Raw genomic sequence first — 26,437 nt, forward strand, 5'->3', positions numbered from 1 at the left:
AGCGCCGCCCTTAAGCGACTTTAATATCATAACAATCCATTAAACAAATGTCAATAACTTTTTTAAAAATCGTTATCAACACTTTCTCTCTTAACGACGCTTTATTATCATAATTCACTTATTTTTAAAAATCAATAGTTTTTTATTTTTTATTTTAGTTGTATTTTGATCTCCTACCTGAATTGGTAACAATTATATTTCAGTTGTAAAATTTATAACTCAACCCAAAATAAGAGATTTGATGAAATAGTGTTCCATAGCTTAAACGAGACTTAATTAAAGTACAATACCCTTCAGAATATATGTTGAAACAAGAAAAAAGCAAAAAGATTAATCTTTTTGCTTTAAATTAACTATTGCTCTATTCTATAAAAAATAAAAACGATTAGTCTTTAGAAGTACAAGGTATATTAGGTACACAATTTGGAACGTCAGGTACACAGTTTGGTATCTTAGGCATACAGTTTGGCACTTTAGGTAGACAATGCGGTATCTTAGGCATACAACGTGGAACATCAGGTATACATCTTGGCATCATTTTTGTCCCTCTTTTCAATATTCATTTACTTATTATATGTATAAACCTAAGGACAAGCTTGTACGCTCGTCCAATATCATAGAAATTTTTCTAACTTAATATATTGACGCAGATAGAAATAAACTTAGTATAATTCCTTAAATCGCATAATCTTCAATTAACGTAATTCATTCAAAGAAATCAGAATCATTCAGTTCAATAATTTTTATCATGTCTAAATAGGTGCAACCTCTTTTTTCTTAATCCATAACCTTTCTAATAATAAAAATTTCTTTTCTAAAACATATTTATTACAAACAATACCTTTAACAACCTTGGCATATATTTTTTAGTTACTAGATAACTCACCCAAGAGTTTGTCCTATTTTCACATATACTAATATTAGAAATCTAACCTTTATTGGGAGTGAAATACATGTCAACACCGTTAACAGGACGAGTCATCTTTAAGGGAAATCCTGGCTATCAACAAGCGATTAAGAACTGGAACCCTTATGTTGATGTCTGTCCTCTTGTCTTTGTTTTTGCACAAAATTCTTACGATGTCAGTAATGCTATTAAATGGGCTCAGGAAAATAAAGTACCTTTACGTGTCAGAAGCGGACGCCATGCTTTAGATAAGAACCTTTCAGTAGTAAATGGCGGAATTGTTATTGATGTAAGTGACATGAATAGAGTTTGCCTTGATAAAAAAAGTGAGATTGCAACGGTTCAAACAGGAATTCACGTGGGTCCACTTGTAAAGATGCTAGCTCGAGAAGGCTTTATGGCTCCGTTTGGAGATAGCCCCACTGTTGGAATTGGAGGAATTACGATGGGAGGAGGATTTGGAGTAGTCTCACGATCAATTGGCCTTATAAGCGATAACCTTCTTGCCCTGGAAACAGTAGATGCCAAAGGCCATATTCTTCAAGCAGACCAATCTTGCAATAAGGACTTATTTTGGGCTTCTAGAGGTGGTGGCGGTGGGAACTTTGGATATAATACCGAATACACGTTTAAAGTTCACCGTGCCCCTAAAACTGCAACCGTCTTCAATATTATTTGGCCATGGGATCAATTAGAAACAGTATTTAAAACTTGGCAAGAATGGGCACCATTTGTAGACGAACGATTAGGGTGCATACTTGAGATTTACAGCAAAGTAAATGGTTTGTGTCATGCAGAAGGGATTTTCTTAGGTTCAAAAAAAGAACTGACTAAATTGTTAAAGCCTTTACTAAATGCTGGAACCCCAACACAAACAGTTATAGAAACATTGTCCTATCCAGATGCTATAGATTTCTTAGACCCTGACGAACCAATCCCTGGCAGATCCGATCAGAGTGTTAAATTTTCATCAGCTTGGGGACTTGATCTGTGGTCCGAAGAGCCTATTTCATTTATGAAAAAGTTTTTAGAAGAAGCTACTGGTACAGAAGCCAATTTCTTTTTTATAAATTGGGGTGGTGCTCTAAGCAGAGTACCAAGTAATGAAACAGCCTTCTTTTGGCGCCGTCCATTGTTTTATACAGAATGGACATCTAGTTGGGAAAATAAATCCCAAGAAGCTTCCAATCTTGCATCAGTTGAAAAAGTACGTCAACTAATGAAACCATATGTAAAAGGGTCCTATGTTAATGTTCCAGACCAAAATATTGAAAAGTTCGGAAAAGCATATTATGGGTCAAACTTCGCAAGACTTCGAGAAATAAAGGCTAAATATGATCCTGAAAATTTATTTCATTTCCCTCAAAGCATCCCACCATCTTGTTAATTACTCAAAATTCAATCAAGCCTCAACCTATACAACTGAATATTTAATATAGAAAGAACTATTGACGAAAAAAAGCAGCAATAGTTCTTTCTATATTTAAACCCTATATAGTATAGAAATCTCTTCAATACAATGGCCTGTATATCACACATAAAAATCTTTCACCTTAAAAAATTTATCCAAATCTATGAAAAAGAGCTTTACTATTACATATAACCCCTAAACCCCCTTGGCTTTTATAACAGGCTGTTTTAGAAGTCGTAGTTTCCTTAGGAAGGAAATGTTCGTCCAATTAGATCTTTTAACAATAAAAACACCCCTTGTACATTTAAATGTACTTACTCTCGTATCACAACAGCCACTAGACCTAATATGAAAGGCTCTTTTTACCAAATATAGGCTTTTTCATATTGCAGCTTGTCTACCTATGAATACACTATTAATGAGTAAAAGTGAATTTACTCACGTCTTCTCCCTAACTTATCAGAAAAGAGGTGATCGCAATAGAAAGGAATAATTATCATCATAATAAAAAATCTAATTGCAGCTCAAAAAACAAAAAGAAAAAAAGAGAAAAAAACTGCACCTATATTAGCATTTATATTTATAACCATGCAGAAACTGGAGGACAGATTAGTGGTAACCACAGTCAAAATGCTAATCAGGGCGGTCAGGTTGCTAAACATGGTGGACAAAATGCGAACCAAGACGGTGTAATTGTTAAAGAATGTGGAAGAAGAAATAAAAATGCTAAAGTAAAAAAAGTTCAGTTTTGAAGAGAAGTGAAGAAAAAACCATTCTAATAATATCTCGCAAAATCCCTCTAAAATATAAGGGGTATAGAAAAGGTGATTAAAATACAAACATATTATATGAAGTATAATTTTAAAAATGGTATGTATTATGTAGACAAGTCCTTCCCACAAAAAAAGAAGAAAAGAAGTGTAAGTATTAATCCCCCAGCAGAAACAGCCAGTAAGAACCCTAATTCTGAAATAGCTACTCATGCTTATAACGTAGGAATCGGATTTACAAACACTGAGATAATTTCTTCAAGGGTAATTGTAATAGATGGCGGTATGAAGTTTTAGCTAGTGTGGAAATTCCATTATATGTAAGGACTTAAAAGAGATTTCATATAACAATTCCCTCTTAAAGTCCTTATTTTCAATCACAAAAAAAGATTAAATGAAAATGATTAAATAGTACAAGCCTTTGCTTAAAACTTACATATAATAAATTAAATATAGATTCATATGATCTGTATTTAATTTGGTATAGCAAGGGGGGACACCGCGTATGATTCCAGAGGTTTTGAGAATTCTTGATCCTGGCACACCGATTGCAAGTGTACTTTTAAGCGGTACTCAAATTAATAACGTTATTTTTTCAAGCTTCGATGAGGCAAGATCTTTAGCTTATTTCGCTACTTCAGCAGGAGTGATTGTTTTAGACGCTGAAGAAATCCAAGGTCTGCAAACAGCTTAATTATTTAAATTAGGACAAGCATTTAGTAGGGAAGCTTGAAAGTATGCTTCCCTACTGTCTAAATATATATTAGATACAACTTTAAGAGATATAACTATTCATTTAGAACAAAAACGAAGATTGTAGGCCTAAAGGTTCTAACACAAACTTAATTACATAATATGTAAGTTTCTATACACCTTATATTTACCAATGCCTTTCCAAAGCCCATAATAAAGAATTTGCTTTGTATAGATAGTAAAATCACTTAAATGTTTGTCCAAAATTTGCTGAAGAATATCTTGATTAATGGCTTGATAATCGTGAACAGCAATATTTTTGAAACCTACCATAGCTTTCATTCTATAAACAATCTCGCTTGTAATAATAGATTGAGACTCCTACATATCAAAAGCTTCTCTGCTCGTTTTTGGAAGACCCAAACGTTCTTCAGCTACAATGAGCATCGCTAAATCAATAAAAGCTTGGCAAGCGCGTTGTATATTTAAAATAATAGAGTCCTGTTTCGTATAATCCAGTAAGTTTTGGGAATTTTGCTGGTATACGTGTAGGACATATTGCATGTTTCAATCACATTTATTTTATTTAAAATGATATCATTTTAAATAAATACTCCCAGTCTCATCTACTTTCTGCAGTACACCTTTGCACACACCTTTAAAGCCTTCATTTGCTCATTCATACGCAGCGTGTCATCATCTGAATAAATAACAATGCCTGTCGTATAATTTTGGCTAATGGCTTTTCTCATACACAAGATGACGTAGAACAACCTGTAAATCAGGGCATTAAAGAAGGCAAAATTGCAGATTTAGAACACGTTTCTGGACCTTTAGATGACGATGATTTCGAAGAATTTAGCGATTTTTAAAGACTAAGCCACTAGATATACTAGTGGCTTTCTTTCTAATTACAAATTTGGTGCTTTAAAGCGAGACATAACACTCATTATCTAAAGATAAATTAGTAATATGACAGATAGGATAACTTTTCACTTTTAATAACTCTCTTAAAATACACAATTATTTGTTTAAATAAAGACTCTGTCCAAACCCTTTTAATAAATCGTGAATACTCTATAAAAAGTGCGATTTCCAGGAGGGAACAAATGCTTAATTTATTAGCTACTACTTTATCAGTTTCTGTTGTTATCCTGTTGTTTTATGCAGTGAAATATATTATTAAGATTTTAAAACAACAATCAGTCAAAAACCTAAGAACCATTTCAATAAAAAAGGCATCACCACTATTTAAGCGCCGTATCAACGCTAGTACTAAGGAATTTACAGCTGATGATTTTCAGAACTCAAGCCAAATCATTGTAAAGTTCAAAAAGAATGTGTGCTTTGAAAACCAAGTAAATATTCATCGTAAGAATAAATGTACACTGATATATCACAACAAAGATCTTGATTTCCAGGTCTTACATTCTAAAAAAAAGATTAATGACTTAATTAAACGCTATAGTGAATTAACTGAAGTAGAATACGCAGAACCAGATTATACATTTAAAGCTTCATATACCCCGAATGACCCCTTTTTTCCTTATCAATATGGTCCTCAGAAGGTACAAGCCCCAGATGCTTGGGATGTTACTACTAGTAATGGAAATATAAAAATTGCTATTGTAGACACGGGAATTCAGTTAAATCATCCTGAACTATCTATTAAGCTTTGGCCTGGCTATAATTTTGTAGATGGAAATCTAGTTCCTAACGACGGTAATGGACACGGAACTCACGTAGCAGGCATAGCTGCAGCCCTTACAGAGAATGGTTTAGGCATTGCAGGAATGGCTCCGTCAGCATCAATAATACCCGTTCGTGCTCTTGACAACAGTGGAAATGGTCTATTGAGTAATATTGCAAATGCAATTACCTATTCAACAAATGCAGGAGCAAAAGTTATTAATTTGAGCCTAGGTTCAACTCAAAGTTCAATCACTTTAGAGAATGCCGTGAATTACGCTTGGAGCCAAGGAGTAGTAGTTATAGCTGCAGCCGGAAACGAAGCTTCTAGTACCCCAACATACCCAGCTGCTTATCAAAATGTAATCGCTGTGGCCTCTACAGATAGCAATGATCAAAAATCTGATTTTTCCAATTTTGGCACTTGGGTAGATGTTGCTGCTCCAGGTTCAACAATTTTGTCTACTTATATAGGCAGCTATTACGCATATCTAAGCGGTACTTCTATGGCTGCCCCTCATGTTTCAGGACTTGCAGCCTTGCTAGCAGCTCAGGGAAAAACCAATCTCCAAATTAGAAATACTATTCAATCCACGTGCGATGTAGTACCAGGTACAGGATTATACTGGACTTATGGAAGAATTAATGCAAATCGAGCAGTTCGCTAGCATTAAACTTTAAAGAATCCATCTATTGCGGGTGTTAACAATTTTATTTAACACAGGTCTATAAAGGGTATAAAAAGCGCTGAAACCCCGATTATCAGTGCTTTTTATATTATAAGAGCAACTGACTGAATAACCATGTACATGTATGTCTTCTAAGTAAATCTACCAATCAAATATGTGTATATAAAAATTTAAATAATAGGAGAATTAATGTGAATTTACAGGATGTTAAAGGGCAATATGATTTAATCATTAGCTTAGGTAGTGCTTGTAATCCTGCACTACAACTGAATCGATTAAATTTGAGAAGTTTTACCTCAAGTCCACTTGACTGGAGCTATTCTCCGTATCTTTCAGATGTAAATAGACTACTTCAGAATAAGTTTAATGGATTTATGCAGATTGAGAATATGAGTTTAGTAGATGACAGCGGAGATTATGTATATTTTAATGATAAAATGCTTAGATTTCCTCATCAAAATCTATATAAATCAACTAAATCTTATATTATACAGGACACTTATTACAATATCTTCTCAGCTCATGATTTTGCCATAGTGCCTAATAAAGATTGGACCGATATGTATCCAAAATTCAAAAAAAACCTTGATTACAGAGTTAACAGGTTTATGAAAAAGATGATGAGCAGTAAATCAATTTTGTTTATAAGGTGGGGAGCTAAATATGAGGAAGCAACTGAATTACAAAAAATCTTATCCTCTCTTACAAAAGCGCAGATTAGAATACTTATCCTTAATCCCGTAGACGGTATACAGACTCCTACCGAAGTTGACTGGGAAATTAATAATGTATGTATGGTCAGTGTACCACACGATCCAAATAATGTTTCGACTTGGGACTATGTTCTAGATGGAATATTACTACGTCACTAGATGGGCGCCACGTGGAAATCTATCCTATTCAGTCCCAGTGTCTTTTTAACTAAGACTTTCTTATAAATATATAGTTACTTTGTCCAATCAAATGTACAAGGTTTAGCATTTACTATAATAGGATTGCTAAATAAAAAGGGATGATTATATTGAATTTACAGGATATTAAAGGATCTTATGACTTAATGCTAGGGCTAGGTAGTTGGTGTGGTCCCTCCCTTAATTTAAGAAGACACAATTGGAGAAGATTTTCATTCCCTCTAGACTGGATGATATCTAATTCAATTGCTGATGTCAGTAGGTTGTTAAAGAATAAATTTAGTGGATTTATGGACCTTGAAAATCTACAGCGAACTGATGGATATGCTCATTTTCTTGATGACGGTGTCGCAATTTTCCCTGAAGAAGGTGGAACAGAACCAGTTAATGCTCATTTTATTCACGATATGCATTACAACATTATTTCTGTTCATGATTTCCCAATCATTCCAAATGTAGACTGGACTGTAATGTATCCTTCTTATAAAGAGAAGCTTAATCAACGTATCACGAGATTTTTTGAAAAAATTGAGAATAGCCCTTCTGTTTTATTTATTAGATGGGGAGCAGCTACTCCAGAAGAAGCGATAGAATTAAAAACCACATTATCGGAATTAGTAAAAGGTCCATTCAATATACTACTACTTCAACCTTTAGACGGATTAAAAGGCGTAATAGATATGAACTGGACAATTGATGGAATTTGTTCAGTTCAAGTACCTCTAGACAACCCAAATGATGAAGCTGTTTGGGACTATGTGCTAAATGGATTAAGTCTAACTAATTTTTGGGCTTAATTTCCACAACTATTTTCATACAATTTTATGTAATAAGAATAAAATTAAGCATCAAAGACCTTGTTTCTTTTTAAAAAGGAAGCAAGGTCTTTTCTGATTTTCGAACCCCTGTATTTACTCTTTAAATATTCGTACTCGACGGCCTAAAATATAAGATTTTAGCCTCTAGGAGAGAACTTACAGAGAAAGATTTAAACATTGAACCACAAAAAAAGCAGCCATCATTCTTATTAAATTAAAGAGGAGGGCTTATCATTTTAGACTTATCACTTTTTATTGGGAAGATTAATAGATTAGCCTATAGCAAGAAAAAAGGAAAAGCATATTTTAATAAATAAGGGGCCGAATGCGAGTTAGGAGAGGGTAATTATGCTTATAAATAAGGTGGATAGGGTGTGTAAAGAATGAAAGTTATGACTATTTTGGGTACAAGGCCCGAAATTATACGTTTAAGCCTCATTATTAAAAAGTTAGATGAATATGCTTCACAGCACGTTTTAGTGCATACAGGACAAAATTTCACTCCTTCATTAAGTGAGGTATTTTTTCAAGAGTTAAACATACGCAAACCAGACTATATATTGGCTAATCAGCAGCTCTCATTAGGTGAACAGTTATCGAAGATGTATAAAGAGCTCGAACAGCTATTTTTAAAAGAAAAGCCGGACAAAGTTTTAATATTAGGCGATACTAATAGTGGTTTAAGCGCAATTCTAGCAGAAAGAATGGGTATATCAGTCATTCATATGGAGGCCGGAAACCGTTGTTTTGATTTAGAAGTGCCAGAAGAAAAGAATCGTCGAATTATTGATGCAATATCGAGCTTTAACCTCCCCTATACTCCTCAAAGTAAAGAAAATTTAATTAAAGAAGGTATTCCCTCAAATCGTATTATTACTTCTGGAAATCCAATTAACGAGGTTTTAAAACATTATGAATCTTCCATTGAAAACAGCAACATTCTTAATGAACTATCCTTAGAAAAAAGTGACTATTTTCTAGTTACAGCCCATCGTGCGGAAAATGTAGATCATGAAGATCGACTGTTGGAAATCATGAAAGGTATTAATATGGTAGCTGAATTTTACCAAAAGAGAATAATATGCAGTATTCATCCTCGTACTAAATCCCGGATAGAAAATATTCCACTGCTAGAAGTCCATCCATTAGTAGAATACCATGAACCTTTTGGTTTTTTTGATTTTGTAAATCTAGAAAAGAATGCTTTTTGTGTCTTAACAGACAGCGGAACAGTTCAGGAAGAATGCTGTTTGTTTCATATTCCTACGGTAACTATTCGCAAAACAACTGAAAGACCAGAAACCATTCAGTGTGGAAGTAACATGCTGTCAGGAATAGATGCTAACCAAATCGTAACCTGTGTTCATGTAATGGTGAACCAATTAAAAAATTGGTCGTACCCTGAAGGATATGGTCATGTAGATGTTTCAGACAAAGTAATTAAAGTGGTACTAGGAGGAATGAAAGGTGTTTAATAATAAGACAATTTTAGTAACAGGTGGCACAGGTTCTTGGGGGTATGAACTTGTTAAACAATTACTAACACATAACCCTAAAGAAATACGTGTTTTTTCAAGGAATGAATCAAATCAATTTACTATGAAGCAAGAATTTGATAATCATCCTAAGTTAAATTTCATTATTGGAGACATTAAGGAAAGAGAAGCACTAATTGAAGCGTGTCAGGGCGTAAATTATATCTTTCACTTAGCTGCTTTAAAACATGTTCCTGTATGTGAAGATCAACCAATCGAAGCCTTAAAAACCAACGTACATGGTACTCAAAATGTAATAGACGCAGCAATAAGCTGTGATGTAGATAGAGTAGTTTATATTTCCACTGATAAAGCGTCAAATCCAGCTAATTTTTACGGTTTATCAAAAGCAATGGGGGAAAGATTAATCATTCACGCTAACACATTAAATACTAAAACTAAATTTGTTTGTATACGTGGAGGAAACGTTCTAGGAACTAACGGAAGCGTTATTCATGTATTCAAGAAACAAATTCAAGAAAAAGGGAAAATCGGTATTACTGACCCTGGGATGACTCGTTTCTTTTTAACATTAGAGGATGCGATAAAGCTGGTTTTTAAAGCCACATTTGAAAGTCTAGGTGGGGAAATATTCGTCATGAAAATGCCTACTTGTCGAATTATTGACTTAGCAAATGTACTAATAGAAGCTTCTGGAAAAGACAAGATTGAAATTGAAATATTAGGTATAAGACCTGGAGAAAAAATTCACGAGCTTCTGTTATCCGAATATGAAAGCGCAACAACTGTTACTTATGATGATGAGTATTATGTGATTCTACCTCCAATTTATATTAAAGGCTTAAAAGAATATTATTCAAACTATGCTCAAGTAAACTTAGAAAAATATGATTCAAGTAAACAAGTGATTAGTAAAGAGGAAATTAGAGAGATGTTGCTGAAAGGCGGGTTTATCTAAATGAAAGTACTAATTCTTGGTGGAAAAGGAATGGCAGGGCATGTAATTACTAAATATTTTATACAGCATACAAATCATGATGTTTTCTGTACATCAAGAGACCCGAAAGATAAAGATGCTATTTACTTGGATGTAACTGACTTTAAGCATGTTGAAGAGACTATAGAATCTATTAAGCCCCATGTCCTCATTAATTGTATCGGAATTTTAAATGAACACGCTAGTCATAATCCGATGCGTGCTTTTCAGGTAAACAGCCTACTCCCACATCAGTTGGCCAAATTTGTTGAACGTCATCAAGGAAAATTAATTCATATCAGTACAGATTGTGTTTTTTCAGGGGCAAGAGGAGATTATACAGAACATGATGTTCCGGATGGTACCTCTGTATATGCTCAATCTAAACAGCTTGGTGAAATTATTGACGAAAAACATTTAACAATCCGCACCTCTATAATAGGACCTGAGTTAAAGGAGAATGGCATTGGCTTATTTCTTTGGTTTATGAAACAAAAGGGTACCATTAAGGGTTATAAAAAAGCATTATGGAATGGAGTAACAACATTAGAATTAGCTAAATCGATTGACTTCTTCTTAGAAAATAATACTTCCGGACTCTATCATTTGCACTCACCGAAAAAAATATCAAAGTTTGCATTACTAGAATTAATTAAAGATATCTTTAAAAAAGATGATGTCAAAATTATTCCTAATCAGGATGTAATATTGGATCGTACTATTATTAGTACTCGGACAAATATTTGTTATCCAACTCCTAGTTACCAACAGATGTTAATGGAGCTGAAAGAGTGGATGTCAAAATAAATAGCACTAACTATGAGTAAAAGAAAAACATGATAAAATGAGAAGCACTAAAAATGATTTCTCCTTTATTGTATTATGGGAAACAGATAATAAAATTCATTGTATACTTCTACAAGAATAGACAGCTAGACTATTTCTATAAAAATAGCTTAGCTGTCTATTCTTATTCTAATTTATAGTAAAATGAAAATAAAGTTACATTAGAGATTATTCAATGTGCTCAGGTATCACGTATACAGTAAGACCGTAGCGTTCTTTTATTTCCTTTGCAACTTGTTCTGCTATAATCTTATCAATAAATGCTCCTGTTACAATTCGATAACGTTGCTTTCCAGTTATATCGTATCCTTGTTTCAACTCTATTTGTTTATTATCCATATCCTTTCCCCCCTTATCCGGTTAACAAATTAGTTTTTTTAACATTGACTTTTATATAGGCACCTCGAAAAGCACCTTAACCTTCGCAAGGAAAAGTTTTTTGCACTGTATCCATTTCAATTAATACAACTTGTCCATTAGTATTGTATAGAGATTATATGTATAGAAAATATTAAATAAGCTTCAAGAGGCAAGTGAGTACATACACCAAATAAGTATGGTGGAGGTTTTCTTCCCATTCAAATCTCCTAAAGATGTCATTTGAAAAACATAACCTTTTATAAATACATTAAAGGGAAAGCTAACGTACTTATAAAAGGGAAACACCATCAAGTATCCTTTTCCAATAATGATTATTTGCGTTCCATTTATCTTGATTGGGTAATTCAATAGCACAAACTTTATTTAGCGACCATTCTTTTTCAACTAAATCATTCACATCCGTATGATTAATAATTAGAATGCTAAAGTCACTTTCAATCATAGTAGATAAAATGCTCTCAAGCTCTGCAGCTTCTTCACGATTAGCTTCCGTTCTAATAAACAGAATACGCTGGCCAGTAGATAAATTCTCTAAAAACCGGTGAATTCTTCTATCGTACTTCTCTTTAACCTCCCCGTATCCTCCTAAGTGAGAAAGTGTATTTTTATCAGTCTTAAAATCGTGGTTAAACCCTATATTATAAATTTCATCCCACACTAATAAATCCCAATCAGATACGTACTGGATTATCCTTAAATTATCCGGGTTTAAAAAGTCAGCAAACTGATCTTTCAAAAGCATGTTTACCTTTTTCAAATCCGGTGAGGATACCCAATCTAAAATCCCCGCAAATTTTCTTAAGTTATTGTCTCTCAGTTGAAGAGATGTCAAACATAAATCGCCTAAACTAAAAATGGCGCTATATGCCCCTTTTAAATCTTCTAGTTTCATATGGGTTGCTCCTTAAAGGGTCTTATTGTACAAGGCTATACAATATTAAATGCAGGCCTATCCTAAAATGTTAGGGCTAATGAGCATATAGTTAATAAAATAGACAACTAGTTAAGAAATGTAGAAAAGCTTAAATACTAAGCTTTTTTTCTAGAGAAAGTATATGTTTCCTTTAACCCCTCTAAAACAGATACTCTTGAAGACCATTCTAATAGCTTTTGTGCTTTCTCACTGTCGAGACAACTATGTTTGATATCCCCAGGTCTTCCTTCTGTATAAACAACATCAATATTAGAACCATGAATATACTCAAGGTTTTTTAATAAATCGTTCACTGAAGTTTTGTTTGTAGTACTGGCGTGAACAACCTCTTGGTTCCCTTTTTTAATTGCTGCAATATTAGCTTGAACAATATCTTTTACATATATAAAATCACGTGTCTGTTCCCCATCACCATGAATATTAAATGAAAGCCCTTTGCTCAACCTTTCTAAAAAAACTGCTACTACTCCGCCTTCTCCTTTTGGCGTTTGCCGTGGCCCATATACATTTCCGTATCGAAGAATTGTATATGGTAAATTATACAAATAATGAAATAGACGTATATACGATTCAGCAGCTAGTTTCGACAGACCGTAATAAGAAGCTGGCACAGTTGCATCTTGTTCAGTAATTAAGTCCTTTTGTAGATTTCCATATACAGCTGAAGTAGAGGCAAATATAAACTTACCTACCGAAGCATCTCTACAGGCTTCCAGCAAATTTATAGTTCCTTTTATGTTCACATCTGCGTCATATTGAGGCGATTGGATAGATCGTGAAACATCTGCCTGAGCAGCTAAGTGAAAGACTACGTCAGGCTTTTCATCTAGAATGATTTGTTTGGCTTGATCACTACATATATCTTCTATATGAAAAGTAGCAAGAGGGTGTATATTATCATACTTTCCAGAAATTAAGTTATCAATTATGTGGACATTAAAGCCTTGTCTAATGAGCTCTTCTACAAGATGGGAACCAATAAATCCCGCCCCACCAGTTACTACAGCCTTCATATACTATTCTCTCCTCTTTAAAGTTTTAATAGTATATGTCACCTATAGGGCTCCTGTATAAGCTACATACCCAATAATTTCCAAAAAAGACATTTAGCTTCCTTTTCGATATATTTACATTTCACTCTTATGTGAAAGCACCTCTTTATAAACATCTAGAACTTTTTGAACTGCATCTTTCTGATCCCAATGTTTTAAAGCCCATTCTTGTGCATTGGCTCCTAACATGCCTCTATATGCTGGATCTATTAGCAAATTATAAAGATTTTCACATAACGATGTGGCATCACCTGCCGGGAAAATTAATCCTGTGGATCCATGCTGAACCATTTCAGGTAATCCCCCTGCGTCACTTACTATTACTGGTTTTTTAGCAATCTGAGCTTCAATAACTGATAAAGGTTGATTCTCTATAAGACTTGGCAAAACAAAAATGTTAGCAAGAGAGAGTAAAGAAGGCACATCGTTTCTATTACCTAAAAATAAAACCCTCTTACCTAAACCGAGCGCTCTACTCTGAGCCTTCAACTCAGCTTTTTGATCTCCATCTCCAACGACCCAGCAGACCCAGCCTTTCTTAATTTTTTTGAGTTCACTGAGAGCCTTTAATAGATGATGAATACCTTTAATTTCAGCTAATCTCCCTGTATAAATAATTACTTGTTGACCAACTGGTGGATGAACCTTAGATGGTGTTTGCATTCGCTTTAAAAAAGAATCTATATCATATCCGTAATGAAACACTTTAAGTTGATGCTCATTAACCCTAAATTCCTGAATTAAAATTTCCTTTAACCAATGATTTGCAACTATAGTACAATCAGCAGCCATAGCACCTGTATGTTCAAGTTCATTAAAATATTTAGTAGCTATATCAGCTGTAGGAGCCTTCAAAATGTCTTTGATGTAGCGATTTAACTCGTGAGCAACACAACCATGTATAGTTGCTACCACCGGCGTTTTTACACTCTTTAAGGAACGAATACACGCAGTTGCTACAACGTCTTGTGTGTGAATTAAATCATATTGGTTGATATTTAACCGAGAAACACCTCTTGTATAACCAATACGTTCTTTTTCATAAAATTTCACTACTGGATCTTTATATAGAATAGGAGTATTTTTCTCATGTTGTTCCAATTCTTCTACTAATGATAGTTCATCTTTAATTACCTCTATATTTTTATTAACAATATGAACTGATTTATTTCCAAGTCCATGTCCAAGTAAATCTACTTCATGACCTAACCCTTCAAGTTCTTGCTTTAATTGCTGCATATAATTCCAAACTCCACCTACATGGGGAACTTCCCAAAATGTAGCAAGCAGTATTTTCATTATGTTCTCTCCTCTTCCCATAGCATTCACGTTCTAAAAGTCTCTCTATATAGGTATTCATGGAATTTGGTAATGCTATAGACCTCTGCCTGTATTTTTACCCTATGTTTTAGGATCGTGTCTTGTTGAGCATTAGATGAAATATTTAGCTTTTTAAGCATACATCTATAATAAGTTTTATTTATTAGATTATTATTCAGAGTGGGGTGTCGTTAGTGGATAAGAAACCTACGTTACTAATTACCGGTGCTAGTGGATTTACTGGACTTCACGCATGTGATTATTTTTCAAGATTAGAGTTTGACGTCGTAGCTATCACAAACATGAATTCATTTTCTAATAAGCAAATTAAATGCAGAACATGCAATCTATCTAATAATGAGTCAGTAAAGGAGTTAATTTCAATAACCAAGCCGGACTACCTCCTTCATTTGGCAGGTCAAAACGCTGTGGGATTATCCTGGGATAATCCCATTCAATCTCTAGAAGTAAATGCAATGGCTACAGCATACTTACTCGATGCTCTTAGAAAAGAGATGCCTTCTTGTAAAGCTGTTATTGTAGGTTCTGCTCTTCAGTTTGATCCAACGGTTCCAGCCACGTTTAATCACCCCTATGGTCTGAGTAAGACCATTCAAACCCTCATTTCGCAATTTTGGTCAAATCAATACAATATGAATGTTGTTGTCGCTCAACCATCAAATCTTATAGGTCCTGGCTTCTCTAAAGGAGTTTGTTCCATTTTCGCTAAAAAAATTATAGATATGGAGAAAGCAGGGGAAGAACAATATCTGAGGGTCAGTAACTTAAATAATCATTTTGACTTCTTAGACGTACGAGATGCCGTTAGAGCCTATGATTTTCTACTTAGAAAAGGAGAGAATGGGCGTTCGTACAATGTCTCCTCCGGAAAAAATCATTCTTTACAAGATGTTATAAATATCTTCAAAAAGATAACTTCTATCAAGTTTCAAGTGAAAGTAGATGATACAAGTCCGTTAAATACTTTCGTTACTTTAAACCCTACAGCACTAACTGAATTGGGTTGGCAACCAACTATAACATTAGAATCTACTATCCAAGACATTATTGAATTTTATCGTTAAAGAACCTTTCTATCGTTAGAATCCCTTCCCCTTTACCTTTATGGAGAATTAAAATTCAAGTGCGTAAAAGTAACCATTCTCTTATAAAATCGAATGTTTTATGTAAATGAAGTTTCTGAGAAAGCATGTCACTTAAGGAGGTTTATGCATATTCTAATCAAGAGTGTGCTTTCATTAATAAACTTAAAATGATCATCTTCACCTTTTATTCACCTGCAAAAGTCGTAATTTAGACTACGTTTCACTTATGCTATTAAAAATTTTTTTCGGAGGGGAAACAATGGGTCCAAAAGTATCAATAATTATTCCTTTTTACAACTGTGCCTTTGTCGATCAAGCGATCGAAAGTGCCTTAAACCAAACTTATGAAAATATCGAAGTAGTTGTGGTAGACGATGGTTCAACGTCCCACACTGCGAAGATAGAGTCATTTAAAGATAAAATTGTTTATATAAGAAAAGAAAACGGTGGAACGGCTACTGCAATAAATACTGGTTTATTCGTTGCTACAGGAGAGTATATAGCTTGGTTAAGCTCAGATGATTATTTTGTTCCTGAAAAAATTTCTAAACAGCTAAACTTTATGACGCAAAAGAACATAGATGCCAGCTTTACTAACTTTGACTACATTAATAAAGATAATGAAGTTTTAATACCTTGGTGCTGTAAACGTTTCTCCAGTTTAGAAGAAGTGTATAACGCCTACTTAACGTATAATGCTATCAACGGTTGTACCATTCTTATAAAAAAGAAAATCTTTGATGAAATTGGGATTTTTTCTCCGGATTTTCGCTATACTCAGGATTATGAGATGTGGTTTCGTATGCTTGTTAATGGCTATGAAATCCATTATTATGATGAAGCACTTACAAAATTTCGTTCTCATGAACATTCGGGCACCAGCAGATACCAAAATGAGATGAGAGAAGAAATGAAAACTATCGAGTTTCATTACCGCCCTCTGCTGCAAAAATATATCAGCAAGTCAAAATCACACCCTTCGCAAGATTAGGTGAGCTTACTCTTCTATGATTACCCTTCCCCCCCTATTTATTCCTTTTATAAGCATTCCACTCGTTACTTTCATTTAATAAATGAAACGCATTATTAGGACACAAGTTTATCTTTCACTCTAAAAACTTTACATGGAAATGTGTAAAGTTTATTACATACAAATCTGTATGGAAACTTTAATAAACACACTTTGTAAAAAAATTTGCAAAACTTGTCATTATATTTATCTACTATCAGCGTGCACTCGTCCGTGCCAATTAAAAATTTTGGACATATTATATAAATAGGGATTTGCAAAACAATAAAAATTTAAGCATATATCAATTTTGAGAAAAGAAGGGACATACATGAAGGATAATAAGGATTCGTTATTTGATGAACATCTAATTGAGTTTTTAAATGAAATAAAAACTAATTTACCTACCAATTATAAGATACCTGATCCTGGGGTTGTAAGTATAATTCTTTCTCATACTAAATGAAGTGCTTTAGACGTTGAAAATTCTTATTCTTCTCCTCTTCCTATTGAATAGAGAGAAAATAATTAAAGGATGATTATAAAATGAAGATTTTATTAGTTTCCTATTACCCACTCCCCTATACCGGAGGCGTTTGGACATTTGTCTCCTCACTCCAACAGTCACTGAAAGAGTCAGGTCATACAGTTCATGTCCTTAGTCAGACGCCTGATTTAAATAAATATCGAATCATTGGACAAAAGCCAGAAATAGATATTGAAGTTTTTTCCTCCTATATTGAAGAAAAATTGCTTACTGAGCTTCCTTCACTCCCAGTGAAGAGTTGGATATACAACACTGAGTTATTTCGTTATAGCTTAGAGCTTTCGGCAGCATGTTATAATCTTCAGCAATATGACCTCATACATGCGCTAGATGTCACAGCGGCAAACGCTATAAATCGAGTTAAACCTTCTCATACCCCACTTGTGACTAGTGCTCTTGGAAATCTGTCAAAAGATATTTTTTTCACACTCAAAACCATGCATCCTCATAAAACAGACAAACAAATAGAGGCCACATTTGAATATCAATATCACCAGGTAATTGAGAAGTTAGGATATGAGGCAAGTGATTTCATTCATAGTCCAACCGAATGGATGTCTCATAATATCGTAGATAATTTTTCTATTCCTTCAGAAAAAATTGTTACCTTTCCATATGGAATTAATAGCCAAAAGTTCCATATGGATGCCATAGAAAGGCCATTTATCGGGCCTAAGCAGAGTAGAAAAATTATCCTTTATATGGGAAGGCTCGTCTATTTAAAAGGCATTCATCACCTCTTAGATGCCCTTTCCCTCTTAAAAGAAGATAGAGAGGATTGGGAATGCTGGATACTGGGGGAAGGCGAAATTAAAGGGGCATTAGAAAAACAATGCACAAACTTAGATCTAAAAGATAAAGTTAGATTTTTAGGTGCTTCGAATAATGTTCTTCATTTCCTTAGAGAAGCCGATATCTTTGTTCACCCTAGTATTCACGATACTCAGCCTTATTCTGTTATGGAAGCCCAGCTTGCAGGTCTTCCTGTTCTTATTAGCGATACAGCTGGATTACCTGAAATGATTGAAGTGGGAAGGAGCGGGCTAGTCTCTTCTGTAGGAAATATTTATGAACTGTATGAGCAATTAAAGTATTTGCTTGCAAATGATTTACTTCGAAACCAGCTAGCTTCTTGTACAAAAGAGTGGGCTCAAGATAAATGGGACCTTAACAAAATGGTTACTAATTTTTTGTCGCTTTACGAACAAGCAGAAAAACTTAACACAGAAAATCAAGAAAAATAAAATACCAGATACTAGAAAATATCTGGTATTTTATTTACTTACTGAGGTTTAGTCCCAGTGATTGAATCATTGAAATAAAATTCACACAGTATAAATCTGGGTTGAAATTTACTTTTACGTGCTCAAAAGCATCTTTACGTATCTTTTCTCTTAACTGAGAATCCGTCATTAACTCCTTTGCCTCTTTAACAGCTTCGGTAACGTCACCTAATGTATAGTATTTCCCCGTTTTATTATGAATAATTGAGCTTCTTACGCCATCGGAGTCAGTGGTTAAAACCGGACATTTACAACTCATCGCTTCAAGAAGAGAATATGGGGCTCCTTCTACCTTTGAAGTAGAGCATAAAAATCCGCCTGATTCCCCTATCATGGAAAAATAAACGGCCATTTGATCATTCGGAACGTTTGCATGAAGAAAAAGATGTTTTTCTAAATCTAACTGTTTAATTAATTTTTCAAATTGACCTCTTTCCTTAGCTTCGCTTAGAGTAGGGTCTTCAAACATATGTAATCGTATGTTTGAATTGTGATTATGGATTAATTCGCTACCGATTTTTAAGAACTCTCTCCAATTTTTGTTATCTTCGATTCGCCCAATCCATGCGACGTTAGGCTGATGACTAGTAGGTACAGCTTTATAGGAGAACTGATTAGTATCAAAACAATTGTTGAAACTAAACTTTGGAAATGAGGGGTAGAGTTCATCTAGTAATTGCACGATATGAGGAGTCTTGGGATTAAGAAATCCTGAAGCATAGTTAGTGACAAGAGGTATAGCATCTGTAAGAGCAGATTTCGCTGTACTTTTTGGGCCGTATCCTTGTATTTCAATAATCATTTTCCCTTGATATCCAAGCGATCTAAACCGAGGAAGAGCTTGAAAATCTGAGACAATGACAATGAGACTATAATCTCCTTCATCAAGTATTTTTTTAATTTCATGGTCTTCATTCGTTACAAACGTTTGGGTCCCATGGTCATTTATGCTTTTCTTTCTATTTTCATAATAAAGGCAATGAGCATTAATGTTGTACTTTTTAAGGGCTTTACACCTTTGACGATTTAACGTTTCTACTCCTCCACTTGGAACATAAAACACGAATAATACATTCATTTTCCCTCTCCACCTTTACGTGTAGAATTAATAAACTTCTATTTCATATGTAAACCGTGTTACATATGTTAATAAATGCGATGTAAATTTAAAAATTGTTATTTTTCCTAAAAACATAATCACAGATTTTTAATTCTTGAAAGGAGAAGTGAATATGTCAAAAGTATCTATTGTTGTGCCATTCTTTAATTGCTCTTATATCGATCATGCACTAGATAGTTTAACTAAACAGACCTACACCAATATTGAAATTATAGTAGTAAATGATGGATCTACTAAGCATACGGATAAAATCCTTCCCTATTTAGATAAAATCATCTATATTATAAAAGAAAATGGTGGCACAGCGAGTGCTTTAAATGTAGGAATTCAGCAAGCAACAGGTGATTATATATGTTGGCTTAGTTCTGATGATATTTATGATCATCGTAAAATCGCCATACAACTAGAATCGATGAAAACTCATAATGCCTTTTTTAGTCACACAAATTACTACGCCATCAATTATAGAGGACGAATCATTAGTCCGCCTTTAGGTATTCAGACGTTAAATAAATTAGATCTTATCACTAGAATAAGCAAAGGAAATATTATTAACGGCTGCTCAATTATGATTCACAAAAGTGTGTTTGACCATGTGGGTCTTTTTGACGAGACACTTCTTTATACTCATGACTATGACTTATGGTTACGAATCATTCAAATATTCGATTTACAATACATCCCTCAGCCCCTTTTGTTATCAAGGATACATGAAAATATGGGGAGCAAAAAATATGCTTCTTTTATAAAAGAAGAAAACAAAATTGTAATTAATAGTCATAAACACGTAATGGAACAGCTAGCGTTAAAATATAAAGAACACTCTTAATTACTATTTAGTTCTTGCTACTGTATAAGAAAGGCGGATTTTTAAGTAAATTAGGTAAACCGCCGAGCACCTTAAAATCGGATAAGCATATTATAAAACATAGATAATAATGCAAAAACTTTGCTTTAAGAAAGGATGAATTCTATTGGCACTATCAAGTGAAGCAAGAGCAGCGTTGTTAAAAAACCTGCTTTCATTACCTCAAACAGTCAACACAACTACTACTTCTGCTACAGACCTTTTAAATGCTGTCAACCCTGCTACTACTGTAACTAACGCCTTAAATACTATTAATCCTACTACTGTCGTAACAGATCTTTTAAATACTGTTAATACAACTACAACTGGCCTTTTAAATACCGTTAATACGACTACAACTGATATCTTAAACACTACTACGGGCCTTGTAAGTACTACTACTACTTCTGCTAGTGATCTTTTAAGAAATCTTCTCTCCATATTAGCAGGACTACCAATTTCATCTGGTTCAGCCCCGATTAGAAACGACTTAAAAAATCGTGTTAATCAAACAGTTCAACTATCTACACCAAATGAAACCATTACAGGTGTTTTACTTGCTGTTTTATCAGACTACGTGGCAGTTGCCGAAAGTGACGGATCGTTAAACTATATCCCACTTTCTAAAGTTGAAACAGTATCATCACTTTAAGGAAGGAGTCATACTATGTTTGAAAGTACTTTAGTAGCTGAATTAACAAAGCGTATTGGTACACCAGTCGAAATCGCACTAGCAGATGGCTTTGTTGAAGGAATTATCACTGCTGTAACAAATGGCCTTATTACAATCCTTCAAACTGTGGGATATGGATATGGCGGAACTACTCTTCCTTTAACTATTGCTCTTCCATCAATTACTTCAATTAAAATTTCACCAGTTGCGTAAACTAGTCAAGGTATTTTAAGAAATCACTCCAACTGGAGTGATTTTTTTTCGTGATACTTAACGGATGTTCCCTGACGTTATAAACTGTCATATCCTTATATAACAATCGATGTGTTTTTATTAGATCATTTAATACACTTACATCCTCATACATTCGTCCTCCTTCAAAATCAATTAAAGGAAACCCGTTATTTTGTTTTAAAGTCGACGTGCGATAGATGCGAGGTCCTAAGGGAAATACATAAGAAAGAAGGTCGTTTCTATTGAGAATCGCTCGTCCTTTCCTTAACCCTTTATACCTTATATTTTCTTCTCCATTCTGCTTCCATGCTCTTAAATTACCGTAGAGAACAGCTACATCTTCCTTTAAATTTTCTAAACATCTTCTTATAGTGTAAAATGCATCTGGGTCTAGCCAGTCATCGGCATCTAACTCCATGACAAATTCTGTTTCAACATATGATAGAGCCGCATTAAGAGCCTTTGCTTTCCCACCATTATCTTTACTAAGAAACCTAAAACCTGGTGTGTTTTTAAAACTTTTTATAATCTCTAGGGAATGATCGTTTGATCCATCATCAACGACTAGTATTTGCTCTGGAAGGCTACTTTGTAGAATGCACGAGTTAATAGCTATTCCTACGTAATTACCCATATTGTAATTAGCTATCATAACCGTAATTGAAGGAGGTATGTTCTGTGTTTCTAATTTTTGCTGATACTTTTCGATAAAATTCAATTTTTGAAGGTGACTACTGGTCTTATCTATAGATACCTGATTAACTAATTTATTGGGTGAAGGAAGGATAGATAGTTCATTTATTTGTGAAAGCCAAGATGGAAGAACTGATTCTTTAAATGGAAGATAACTCTTAGATAAGAAAGGGTTTTGCTTCAGAAAAGATGTTTTTATGAGAAACGGTCTTTTTATAACTTTATTATTAATTATAAAATCGTAAGTCATAGCACCTTTTTTATCATTTAAAGTTAATGTGTGCTTCATTACATTATCATTCAAATAATCATAACTATACAAAAACATAACATATTCACACGACAATCCGTGAATGTAATAATTTAACGTTAATCCTAGGTCATTATTTATTAAGTTTATACATTGTATCTTTGTGTCTTCAAAAGTCATTCCTGATTGCAGTAAAGTCTCTGGTATGTCCAAGATTATAATTTCATTTATGCGGTTATTGATAAAATGTAACGAGTCCACGGCCTTTTTTATCGAACTTGAGTTTACATAACCAACTAAAAATATCTGAATATCCCTCATTTATATTCCTCCGTCCTTAAGAACGCTAACTATGCTGCAGCTTCATGATACCTTATTTATTGTTTTTCATACCTTCAGTTTATGTGTATTGATCTATATGTATGGTTTAAACCTAAACGCTTTTTATAAAAAAGCATTCTTAATTGTATCTTGATTTAATTGAGAACAGTTTAATTAACCTTATAAATTAATTAGTTTGTCCAATCACTGGGGGACAAGTTTTCATATAGTAATAGTACAAAGAAAGGGGGTTTAAAATACCATGACAATATTATTAGATTCTAGAACATCTCAAAATGCTAGTATTGCTAACTCTATTTCTATCCCTATTACACTTCTCTCTAATCCAGGTCTATTCGGTCAAATTGGCCTCAACGTTACAAGTGCTACAGGTGCTATCCGTACTCAATTAAGTGGTACTGTAGCTTGCCAATTACCACTCCTCCCTGTCGCAACTACTGTTACAATTACTATTGTAAGAGGTACTGCCTTTAACGACCCAGTTGTCTACTCTTCGTCGGAGGCGTTGAATATTAATCTTTTAGGACCACAGCTTTTTACGTTTACTGCTTCAGATTTTAACGTACCAAAGCCAGCTTCTAACCTTTTAATTTACACAGCTTTTATCACTTGTAACATCCTAGGAACTGTGAGAGTTGGACCAGAAAGTTTTAATGGAGTTGCTTATTCGGATTAAGGATATTATTGAATTTTATTTAATAAAAAAGTCTTCGCTTTTGCAAACGCGAAGGCTTTTTTACTTTCTTTTATTTACTAAAACACGCACGAATAAATTTAGCTAAATGCATTCACAGAATAAAAATTCCTCTTTATTCTGTTTTCCTATATAGGATTAAAATGATTTCCCTTCCTTGTTTTTACGCTCAGAAGGTTAGTTACATATTAAAGGATGTCTAATGTAACTAAGATAGCGATTAATACTTGTAATAGTACTTGAAGGTTTACAGCGATATCTGTGTCAGTAGCTGTAACATTTACATTTGTAGAGTTTTCAATAATTGTTTTTTGAGAATTTTTTTGTTTAATGCTAGCGAATTGTTTTAGTTCTTCAACGACGCTGTTTCCTTGAACATTATCACCGATTGTAATACGAACTACTACTGCAATAGCTATTTGTAAAGCTACTTGAATAGTTGCTGCTATTTGAGTATCTGTTGTTTGTACTCTAACACCTTCTGAATCTTTAACAATAATTTTCTCAAAAGATTTTTGTTCAGTAGCTGCTATTTGATCAGCTTCTTGCCATACGTCTCTACCACTGAACCGTTTATTTTCACAATGGTCTAGTGCTCTCCATTTTCTTTCACCCATTTTTCTCACCTCGTTTAATTTTTAATTAAAGAACATCGACAAGTACAATAATAGCTACTAATACTTGTAACAGTACTTGAACGTTAAGAGCCACGTCTGTATCAGTCGTTGTAATTTCTACATCTTTGGAATTCTCAATATAAATTTTTTGTTTATTTGTTTGCTCTATTTCAGATAGCTGTAATAAGTCTTGAAGCACACCATCTTTTTGAACAGTATCGCCGATGGCAATACGGATTACAATAGCGATGGCTACTTGGATAGCCACTTGAATACCGATAGCTGCTTGAGTATCTGTTGTAGTGACGTTAATATCGCAAGAATCTTTAATCCAAATTAATTCGTCTGATTCTTGATCGATTAAAGAAAGTTGATCTGCATCTTGAACTACTTCTGCATTAAAACTTTCGAAACTCTCGTTGCTTTCGAAACTCTCACGACTATTATAGTAATCATATTCTGTAGATTCACTTTCATAGTGATCTACTTTACAGCCATCTTTACAATGCTTCTTAGAATCATCTTTTTTATGTTTGCTTTTGCATTTTTTCTTTACATCGTAAGAATAATACTTTTTAGATGACATAACTAACACTCCTTTTTCATGGTATGTATTAATATATGAACATACCAATCAATAGGATTGGGCCAATTGACCATTGAGTGCAACCATTTTAAAAAACAACAAAAACGCCTATTTAACGGCGTTTATGAATGGTATAATTCATTTTTTCTTGTTGGTAGCATTTGTTTGTTTTACAAACTCATCCACTCGTTTTGACAAATCTTCAACCATTTCTTTAAGCATTTGCTTCTTCTCTTCAGATAAATTTCCTTTGATCTGTTCTTTATCTATGCCATGTTTAGAAAAAACGTCATTTACTAATAAGTCCATTAGCTTATTTGGAACAATCTCTGGTCTTTTGGGTGAATCACTCATATTAATCGCTCCTTTTGTATAAGGTCGTATTCATAACAACATATGCAGGAATGGCCTAAAAGGAAACAATTCCCCAGTGTTTTCCTGTGTTATTGAAGCGATTTTTTATTCACCTATATTTTCATTTAAATAAAACAGCAACATGTCTATCTCAGGTGCACTCTAAATAGTCATATCCTTTCCCTAAAAAATTTAAGATAATAAAATAAATTTAACATCATATATTTGTACATAAGGTAAGTGCCTTATGTTTTCAACGATTTTCCTAACAGTATTTATGAAAAGAGTTGAGTTAAATGGGAAAAAAAGCAAAGGTTGTGCATGTTGCAGGTGATTTTTTATCTCCAAGAGGAAAGTCATCTACTAATCAAATTTATACAATAAATGAGGATAACAATACGGTTTCTGTAATGGATGGATCAACAAATGATTTTATTGCCACTATAAATGTAGGTCGTCAGCCAACAAATGTAAATGGAAATCCATCTACTAATCGTATTTATGTAACTAATAAAGGTGATGATACTGTTTCAGTTATTGATGCAGGAACTAATACAGTTATTGGCATTATTCCAGTTGGTGATCAGCCTTCAGGTGTAGGAGTTAACCCCTACACAAATAGAGTTTATATCACAAATGCAGGTCAAGATACTGTTTCCGTCATTGATGGTGCAACAAATATTGTTATAGCCACAATTGCTGTAGAAACCCATCCAATTAATTTAGATGTTCATCCCTATATTAATCGTATTTATGTAGCAAACAAGTTCAAAAATACTGTCTCTGTTATTGATGGATTAACAAATACAGTAATGTCTACAGTGCGAGTGGGTGATCAGCCTACTGACTTAGGGGCTAATCTATCCAGCAACCGTATTTATGTAGCTAATAAAAATAGTGACACTGTTTCCGTCATTGATGCAGGTACAAACGCTGTAATTGGGATAGTACCAGTCATAGAACAACCGTCTATGGTTGATGTTAACGTCGATAATAATCAAATTCACGTAACGAACGAAGAAAATAGTGTAGTGTCTGTCATTGATGGTGCAACGAATATTGTCATTGCTACCCTCCCTGTAGGTGATCAATCAACTTATACAATAACTGATGCCTAATACAAGAACATAATGTGGATATTTATGCTCTATAAGAGGTGGCATAACAGTGATTTTATGTTATAACCTGT

At 33.9% G+C, this 26,437-nt stretch carries 27 protein-coding genes and 1 pseudogene; 18 read left to right on the forward strand and 10 right to left on the reverse strand.

The window, feature by feature from the left end:
* The first annotated feature begins 953 nt into the window (after positions 1 to 953).
* From ACXAE4_RS26590 to ACXAE4_RS26605, 4 genes are all read left to right on the forward strand, one after another.
* Entirely contained in the window at positions 954 to 2,294 is a 1,341-nt protein-coding gene (locus ACXAE4_RS26590; protein WP_475237385.1) for an FAD-binding oxidoreductase, read from the forward strand.
* 494 nt (positions 2,295 to 2,788) lie between these two features.
* Positions 2,789 to 3,070, forward strand: coding sequence for a hypothetical protein (locus ACXAE4_RS26595; protein ID WP_098112998.1), 282 nt, complete (start codon positions 2,789 to 2,791; stop codon positions 3,068 to 3,070).
* Positions 3,071 to 3,142: 72 nt separating this feature from the next.
* Positions 3,143 to 3,385, forward strand: a complete 243-nt coding sequence (locus ACXAE4_RS26600; RefSeq protein ID WP_098112997.1) for a hypothetical protein — start codon at positions 3,143 to 3,145, stop codon at positions 3,383 to 3,385.
* 208 nt (positions 3,386 to 3,593) lie between these two features.
* Positions 3,594 to 3,782 (forward strand): hypothetical protein, encoded by a 189-nt coding sequence (locus ACXAE4_RS26605; protein WP_014462141.1) that lies wholly within the window; start codon positions 3,594 to 3,596, stop codon positions 3,780 to 3,782.
* Positions 3,783 to 3,934: 152 nt separating this feature from the next.
* Here the strand turns inward: ACXAE4_RS26605 and hepT are convergent.
* A pseudogene (gene hepT / locus ACXAE4_RS26610) lies at positions 3,935 to 4,338 on the reverse strand (type VII toxin-antitoxin system HepT family RNase toxin).
* A 552-nt stretch (positions 4,339 to 4,890) separates the two neighbouring features.
* On the opposite strand from hepT, the gene ACXAE4_RS26615 reads away from it, so the two are divergent.
* The 6 genes from ACXAE4_RS26615 to ACXAE4_RS26640 all read left to right on the forward strand — a co-directional run bounded on the left by ACXAE4_RS26615 (position 4,891) and on the right by ACXAE4_RS26640 (position 11,167).
* The gene (locus ACXAE4_RS26615; protein WP_098112996.1) at positions 4,891 to 6,138 is read left to right on the forward strand and encodes a S8 family peptidase; all 1,248 of its coding nucleotides are present in this window, start codon (positions 4,891 to 4,893) and stop codon (positions 6,136 to 6,138) included.
* Between the two features lie 212 nt (positions 6,139 to 6,350).
* Positions 6,351 to 7,031, forward strand: a complete 681-nt coding sequence (locus ACXAE4_RS26620) for a DUF1796 family putative cysteine peptidase (protein ID WP_226556551.1) — start codon at positions 6,351 to 6,353, stop codon at positions 7,029 to 7,031.
* A 140-nt stretch (positions 7,032 to 7,171) separates the two neighbouring features.
* A complete protein-coding gene (locus ACXAE4_RS26625) occupies positions 7,172 to 7,867 on the forward strand; it encodes a DUF1796 family putative cysteine peptidase (protein WP_098112995.1) in 696 nt (231 codons plus the stop codon).
* A 404-nt stretch (positions 7,868 to 8,271) separates the two neighbouring features.
* Positions 8,272 to 9,363 carry a non-hydrolyzing UDP-N-acetylglucosamine 2-epimerase gene (gene wecB, locus ACXAE4_RS26630; RefSeq protein WP_098112994.1) on the forward strand — a complete coding sequence of 364 codons (1,092 nt, stop codon included), beginning with the start codon at positions 8,272 to 8,274 and terminating at the stop codon, positions 9,361 to 9,363.
* Positions 9,356 to 10,342, forward strand: coding sequence for a polysaccharide biosynthesis protein (locus ACXAE4_RS26635; RefSeq protein ID WP_048022242.1), 987 nt, complete (start codon positions 9,356 to 9,358; stop codon positions 10,340 to 10,342). The genes wecB and ACXAE4_RS26635 overlap by 8 nt, the downstream gene beginning before the upstream one ends.
* The gene (locus ACXAE4_RS26640) at positions 10,343 to 11,167 is read left to right on the forward strand and encodes a dTDP-4-dehydrorhamnose reductase family protein (RefSeq protein WP_475237388.1); all 825 of its coding nucleotides are present in this window, start codon (positions 10,343 to 10,345) and stop codon (positions 11,165 to 11,167) included.
* Between the two features lie 207 nt (positions 11,168 to 11,374).
* Here the strand turns inward: ACXAE4_RS26640 and ACXAE4_RS26645 are convergent, their stop codons facing one another.
* The 4 genes from ACXAE4_RS26645 to ACXAE4_RS26660 form a co-directional block, all read right to left on the reverse strand.
* Entirely contained in the window at positions 11,375 to 11,545 is a 171-nt protein-coding gene (locus tag ACXAE4_RS26645) for an SPOR domain-containing protein (protein WP_176521415.1), read from the reverse strand.
* A 310-nt stretch (positions 11,546 to 11,855) separates the two neighbouring features.
* Entirely contained in the window at positions 11,856 to 12,479 is a 624-nt protein-coding gene (locus tag ACXAE4_RS26650) for a DUF1796 family putative cysteine peptidase (protein ID WP_048022238.1), read from the reverse strand.
* A 137-nt stretch (positions 12,480 to 12,616) separates the two neighbouring features.
* Entirely contained in the window at positions 12,617 to 13,534 is a 918-nt protein-coding gene (locus tag ACXAE4_RS26655) for an NAD-dependent epimerase/dehydratase family protein (RefSeq protein WP_098112992.1), read from the reverse strand.
* Positions 13,535 to 13,648: 114 nt separating this feature from the next.
* Positions 13,649 to 14,872, reverse strand: a complete 1,224-nt coding sequence (locus ACXAE4_RS26660) for a glycosyltransferase family 4 protein (protein ID WP_098112991.1) — start codon at positions 14,870 to 14,872, stop codon at positions 13,649 to 13,651.
* A 215-nt stretch (positions 14,873 to 15,087) separates the two neighbouring features.
* On the opposite strand from ACXAE4_RS26660, the gene ACXAE4_RS26665 reads away from it, so the two are divergent.
* The 3 genes from ACXAE4_RS26665 (at position 15,088) to ACXAE4_RS26675 (ending at position 18,799) form a co-directional block, all read left to right on the forward strand.
* Positions 15,088 to 15,978 (forward strand): NAD-dependent epimerase/dehydratase family protein, encoded by an 891-nt coding sequence (locus tag ACXAE4_RS26665; RefSeq protein WP_098112990.1) that lies wholly within the window; start codon positions 15,088 to 15,090, stop codon positions 15,976 to 15,978.
* 280 nt (positions 15,979 to 16,258) lie between these two features.
* Positions 16,259 to 16,990, forward strand: coding sequence for a glycosyltransferase (locus ACXAE4_RS26670; protein WP_098112989.1), 732 nt, complete (start codon positions 16,259 to 16,261; stop codon positions 16,988 to 16,990).
* Positions 16,991 to 17,554: 564 nt separating this feature from the next.
* On the forward strand, positions 17,555 to 18,799 hold the full coding sequence (locus tag ACXAE4_RS26675; protein WP_098112988.1) for a glycosyltransferase family 4 protein: 1,245 nt from the start codon (positions 17,555 to 17,557) through the stop codon (positions 18,797 to 18,799).
* Positions 18,800 to 18,833: 34 nt separating this feature from the next.
* On the opposite strand, the gene ACXAE4_RS26680 is transcribed toward ACXAE4_RS26675, so the two are convergent.
* The gene (locus tag ACXAE4_RS26680) at positions 18,834 to 19,916 is read right to left on the reverse strand and encodes a glycosyltransferase family 4 protein (RefSeq protein WP_014462123.1); all 1,083 of its coding nucleotides are present in this window, start codon (positions 19,914 to 19,916) and stop codon (positions 18,834 to 18,836) included.
* Positions 19,917 to 20,070: 154 nt separating this feature from the next.
* On the opposite strand from ACXAE4_RS26680, the gene ACXAE4_RS26685 reads away from it, so the two are divergent.
* The 3 genes from ACXAE4_RS26685 to ACXAE4_RS26695 all read left to right on the forward strand — a co-directional run bounded on the left by ACXAE4_RS26685 (position 20,071) and on the right by ACXAE4_RS26695 (position 21,691).
* Positions 20,071 to 20,787, forward strand: a complete 717-nt coding sequence (locus ACXAE4_RS26685) for a glycosyltransferase family 2 protein (RefSeq protein WP_205827165.1) — start codon at positions 20,071 to 20,073, stop codon at positions 20,785 to 20,787.
* Positions 20,788 to 20,932: 145 nt separating this feature from the next.
* Positions 20,933 to 21,457 carry a hypothetical protein gene (locus tag ACXAE4_RS26690; RefSeq protein ID WP_014462121.1) on the forward strand — a complete coding sequence of 175 codons (525 nt, stop codon included), beginning with the start codon at positions 20,933 to 20,935 and terminating at the stop codon, positions 21,455 to 21,457.
* Between the two features lie 15 nt (positions 21,458 to 21,472).
* The gene (locus ACXAE4_RS26695; RefSeq protein WP_014462120.1) at positions 21,473 to 21,691 is read left to right on the forward strand and encodes a hypothetical protein; all 219 of its coding nucleotides are present in this window, start codon (positions 21,473 to 21,475) and stop codon (positions 21,689 to 21,691) included.
* Between the two features lies 1 nt (position 21,692).
* Here ACXAE4_RS26695 and ACXAE4_RS26700 read toward each other — a convergent pair whose 3' ends face one another.
* Positions 21,693 to 22,976: a glycosyltransferase family 2 protein gene (locus ACXAE4_RS26700; protein ID WP_098112986.1), complete on the reverse strand. Its 1,284-nt coding sequence runs from the start codon at positions 22,974 to 22,976 to the stop codon at positions 21,693 to 21,695.
* A gap of 262 nt (positions 22,977 to 23,238) precedes the next feature.
* On the opposite strand from ACXAE4_RS26700, the gene ACXAE4_RS26705 reads away from it, so the two are divergent.
* The gene (locus tag ACXAE4_RS26705) at positions 23,239 to 23,673 is read left to right on the forward strand and encodes a hypothetical protein (protein WP_014462118.1); all 435 of its coding nucleotides are present in this window, start codon (positions 23,239 to 23,241) and stop codon (positions 23,671 to 23,673) included.
* Positions 23,674 to 23,879: 206 nt separating this feature from the next.
* On the opposite strand, the gene ACXAE4_RS26710 is transcribed toward ACXAE4_RS26705, so the two are convergent.
* The 3 genes from ACXAE4_RS26710 to ACXAE4_RS26720 all read right to left on the reverse strand — a co-directional run bounded on the left by ACXAE4_RS26710 (position 23,880) and on the right by ACXAE4_RS26720 (position 25,248).
* Positions 23,880 to 24,308, reverse strand: a complete 429-nt coding sequence (locus ACXAE4_RS26710; RefSeq protein WP_014462117.1) for a spore coat protein — start codon at positions 24,306 to 24,308, stop codon at positions 23,880 to 23,882.
* A gap of 25 nt (positions 24,309 to 24,333) precedes the next feature.
* Positions 24,334 to 24,894: a spore coat protein gene (locus ACXAE4_RS26715; RefSeq protein WP_048022224.1), complete on the reverse strand. Its 561-nt coding sequence runs from the start codon at positions 24,892 to 24,894 to the stop codon at positions 24,334 to 24,336.
* A 138-nt stretch (positions 24,895 to 25,032) separates the two neighbouring features.
* Complete coding sequence (locus tag ACXAE4_RS26720) at positions 25,033 to 25,248, reverse strand: spore coat protein (protein WP_048022222.1); 216 nt, start codon at positions 25,246 to 25,248, stop codon at positions 25,033 to 25,035.
* Positions 25,249 to 25,544: 296 nt separating this feature from the next.
* Between ACXAE4_RS26720 and ACXAE4_RS26725 the strand changes: the two genes are divergently transcribed.
* Complete coding sequence (locus tag ACXAE4_RS26725; protein ID WP_098112985.1) at positions 25,545 to 26,366, forward strand: beta-propeller fold lactonase family protein; 822 nt, start codon at positions 25,545 to 25,547, stop codon at positions 26,364 to 26,366.
* Positions 26,367 to 26,437 lie beyond the last annotated feature (71 nt).

This window comes from Priestia sp. ABM2_011 (assembly GCF_056158845.1).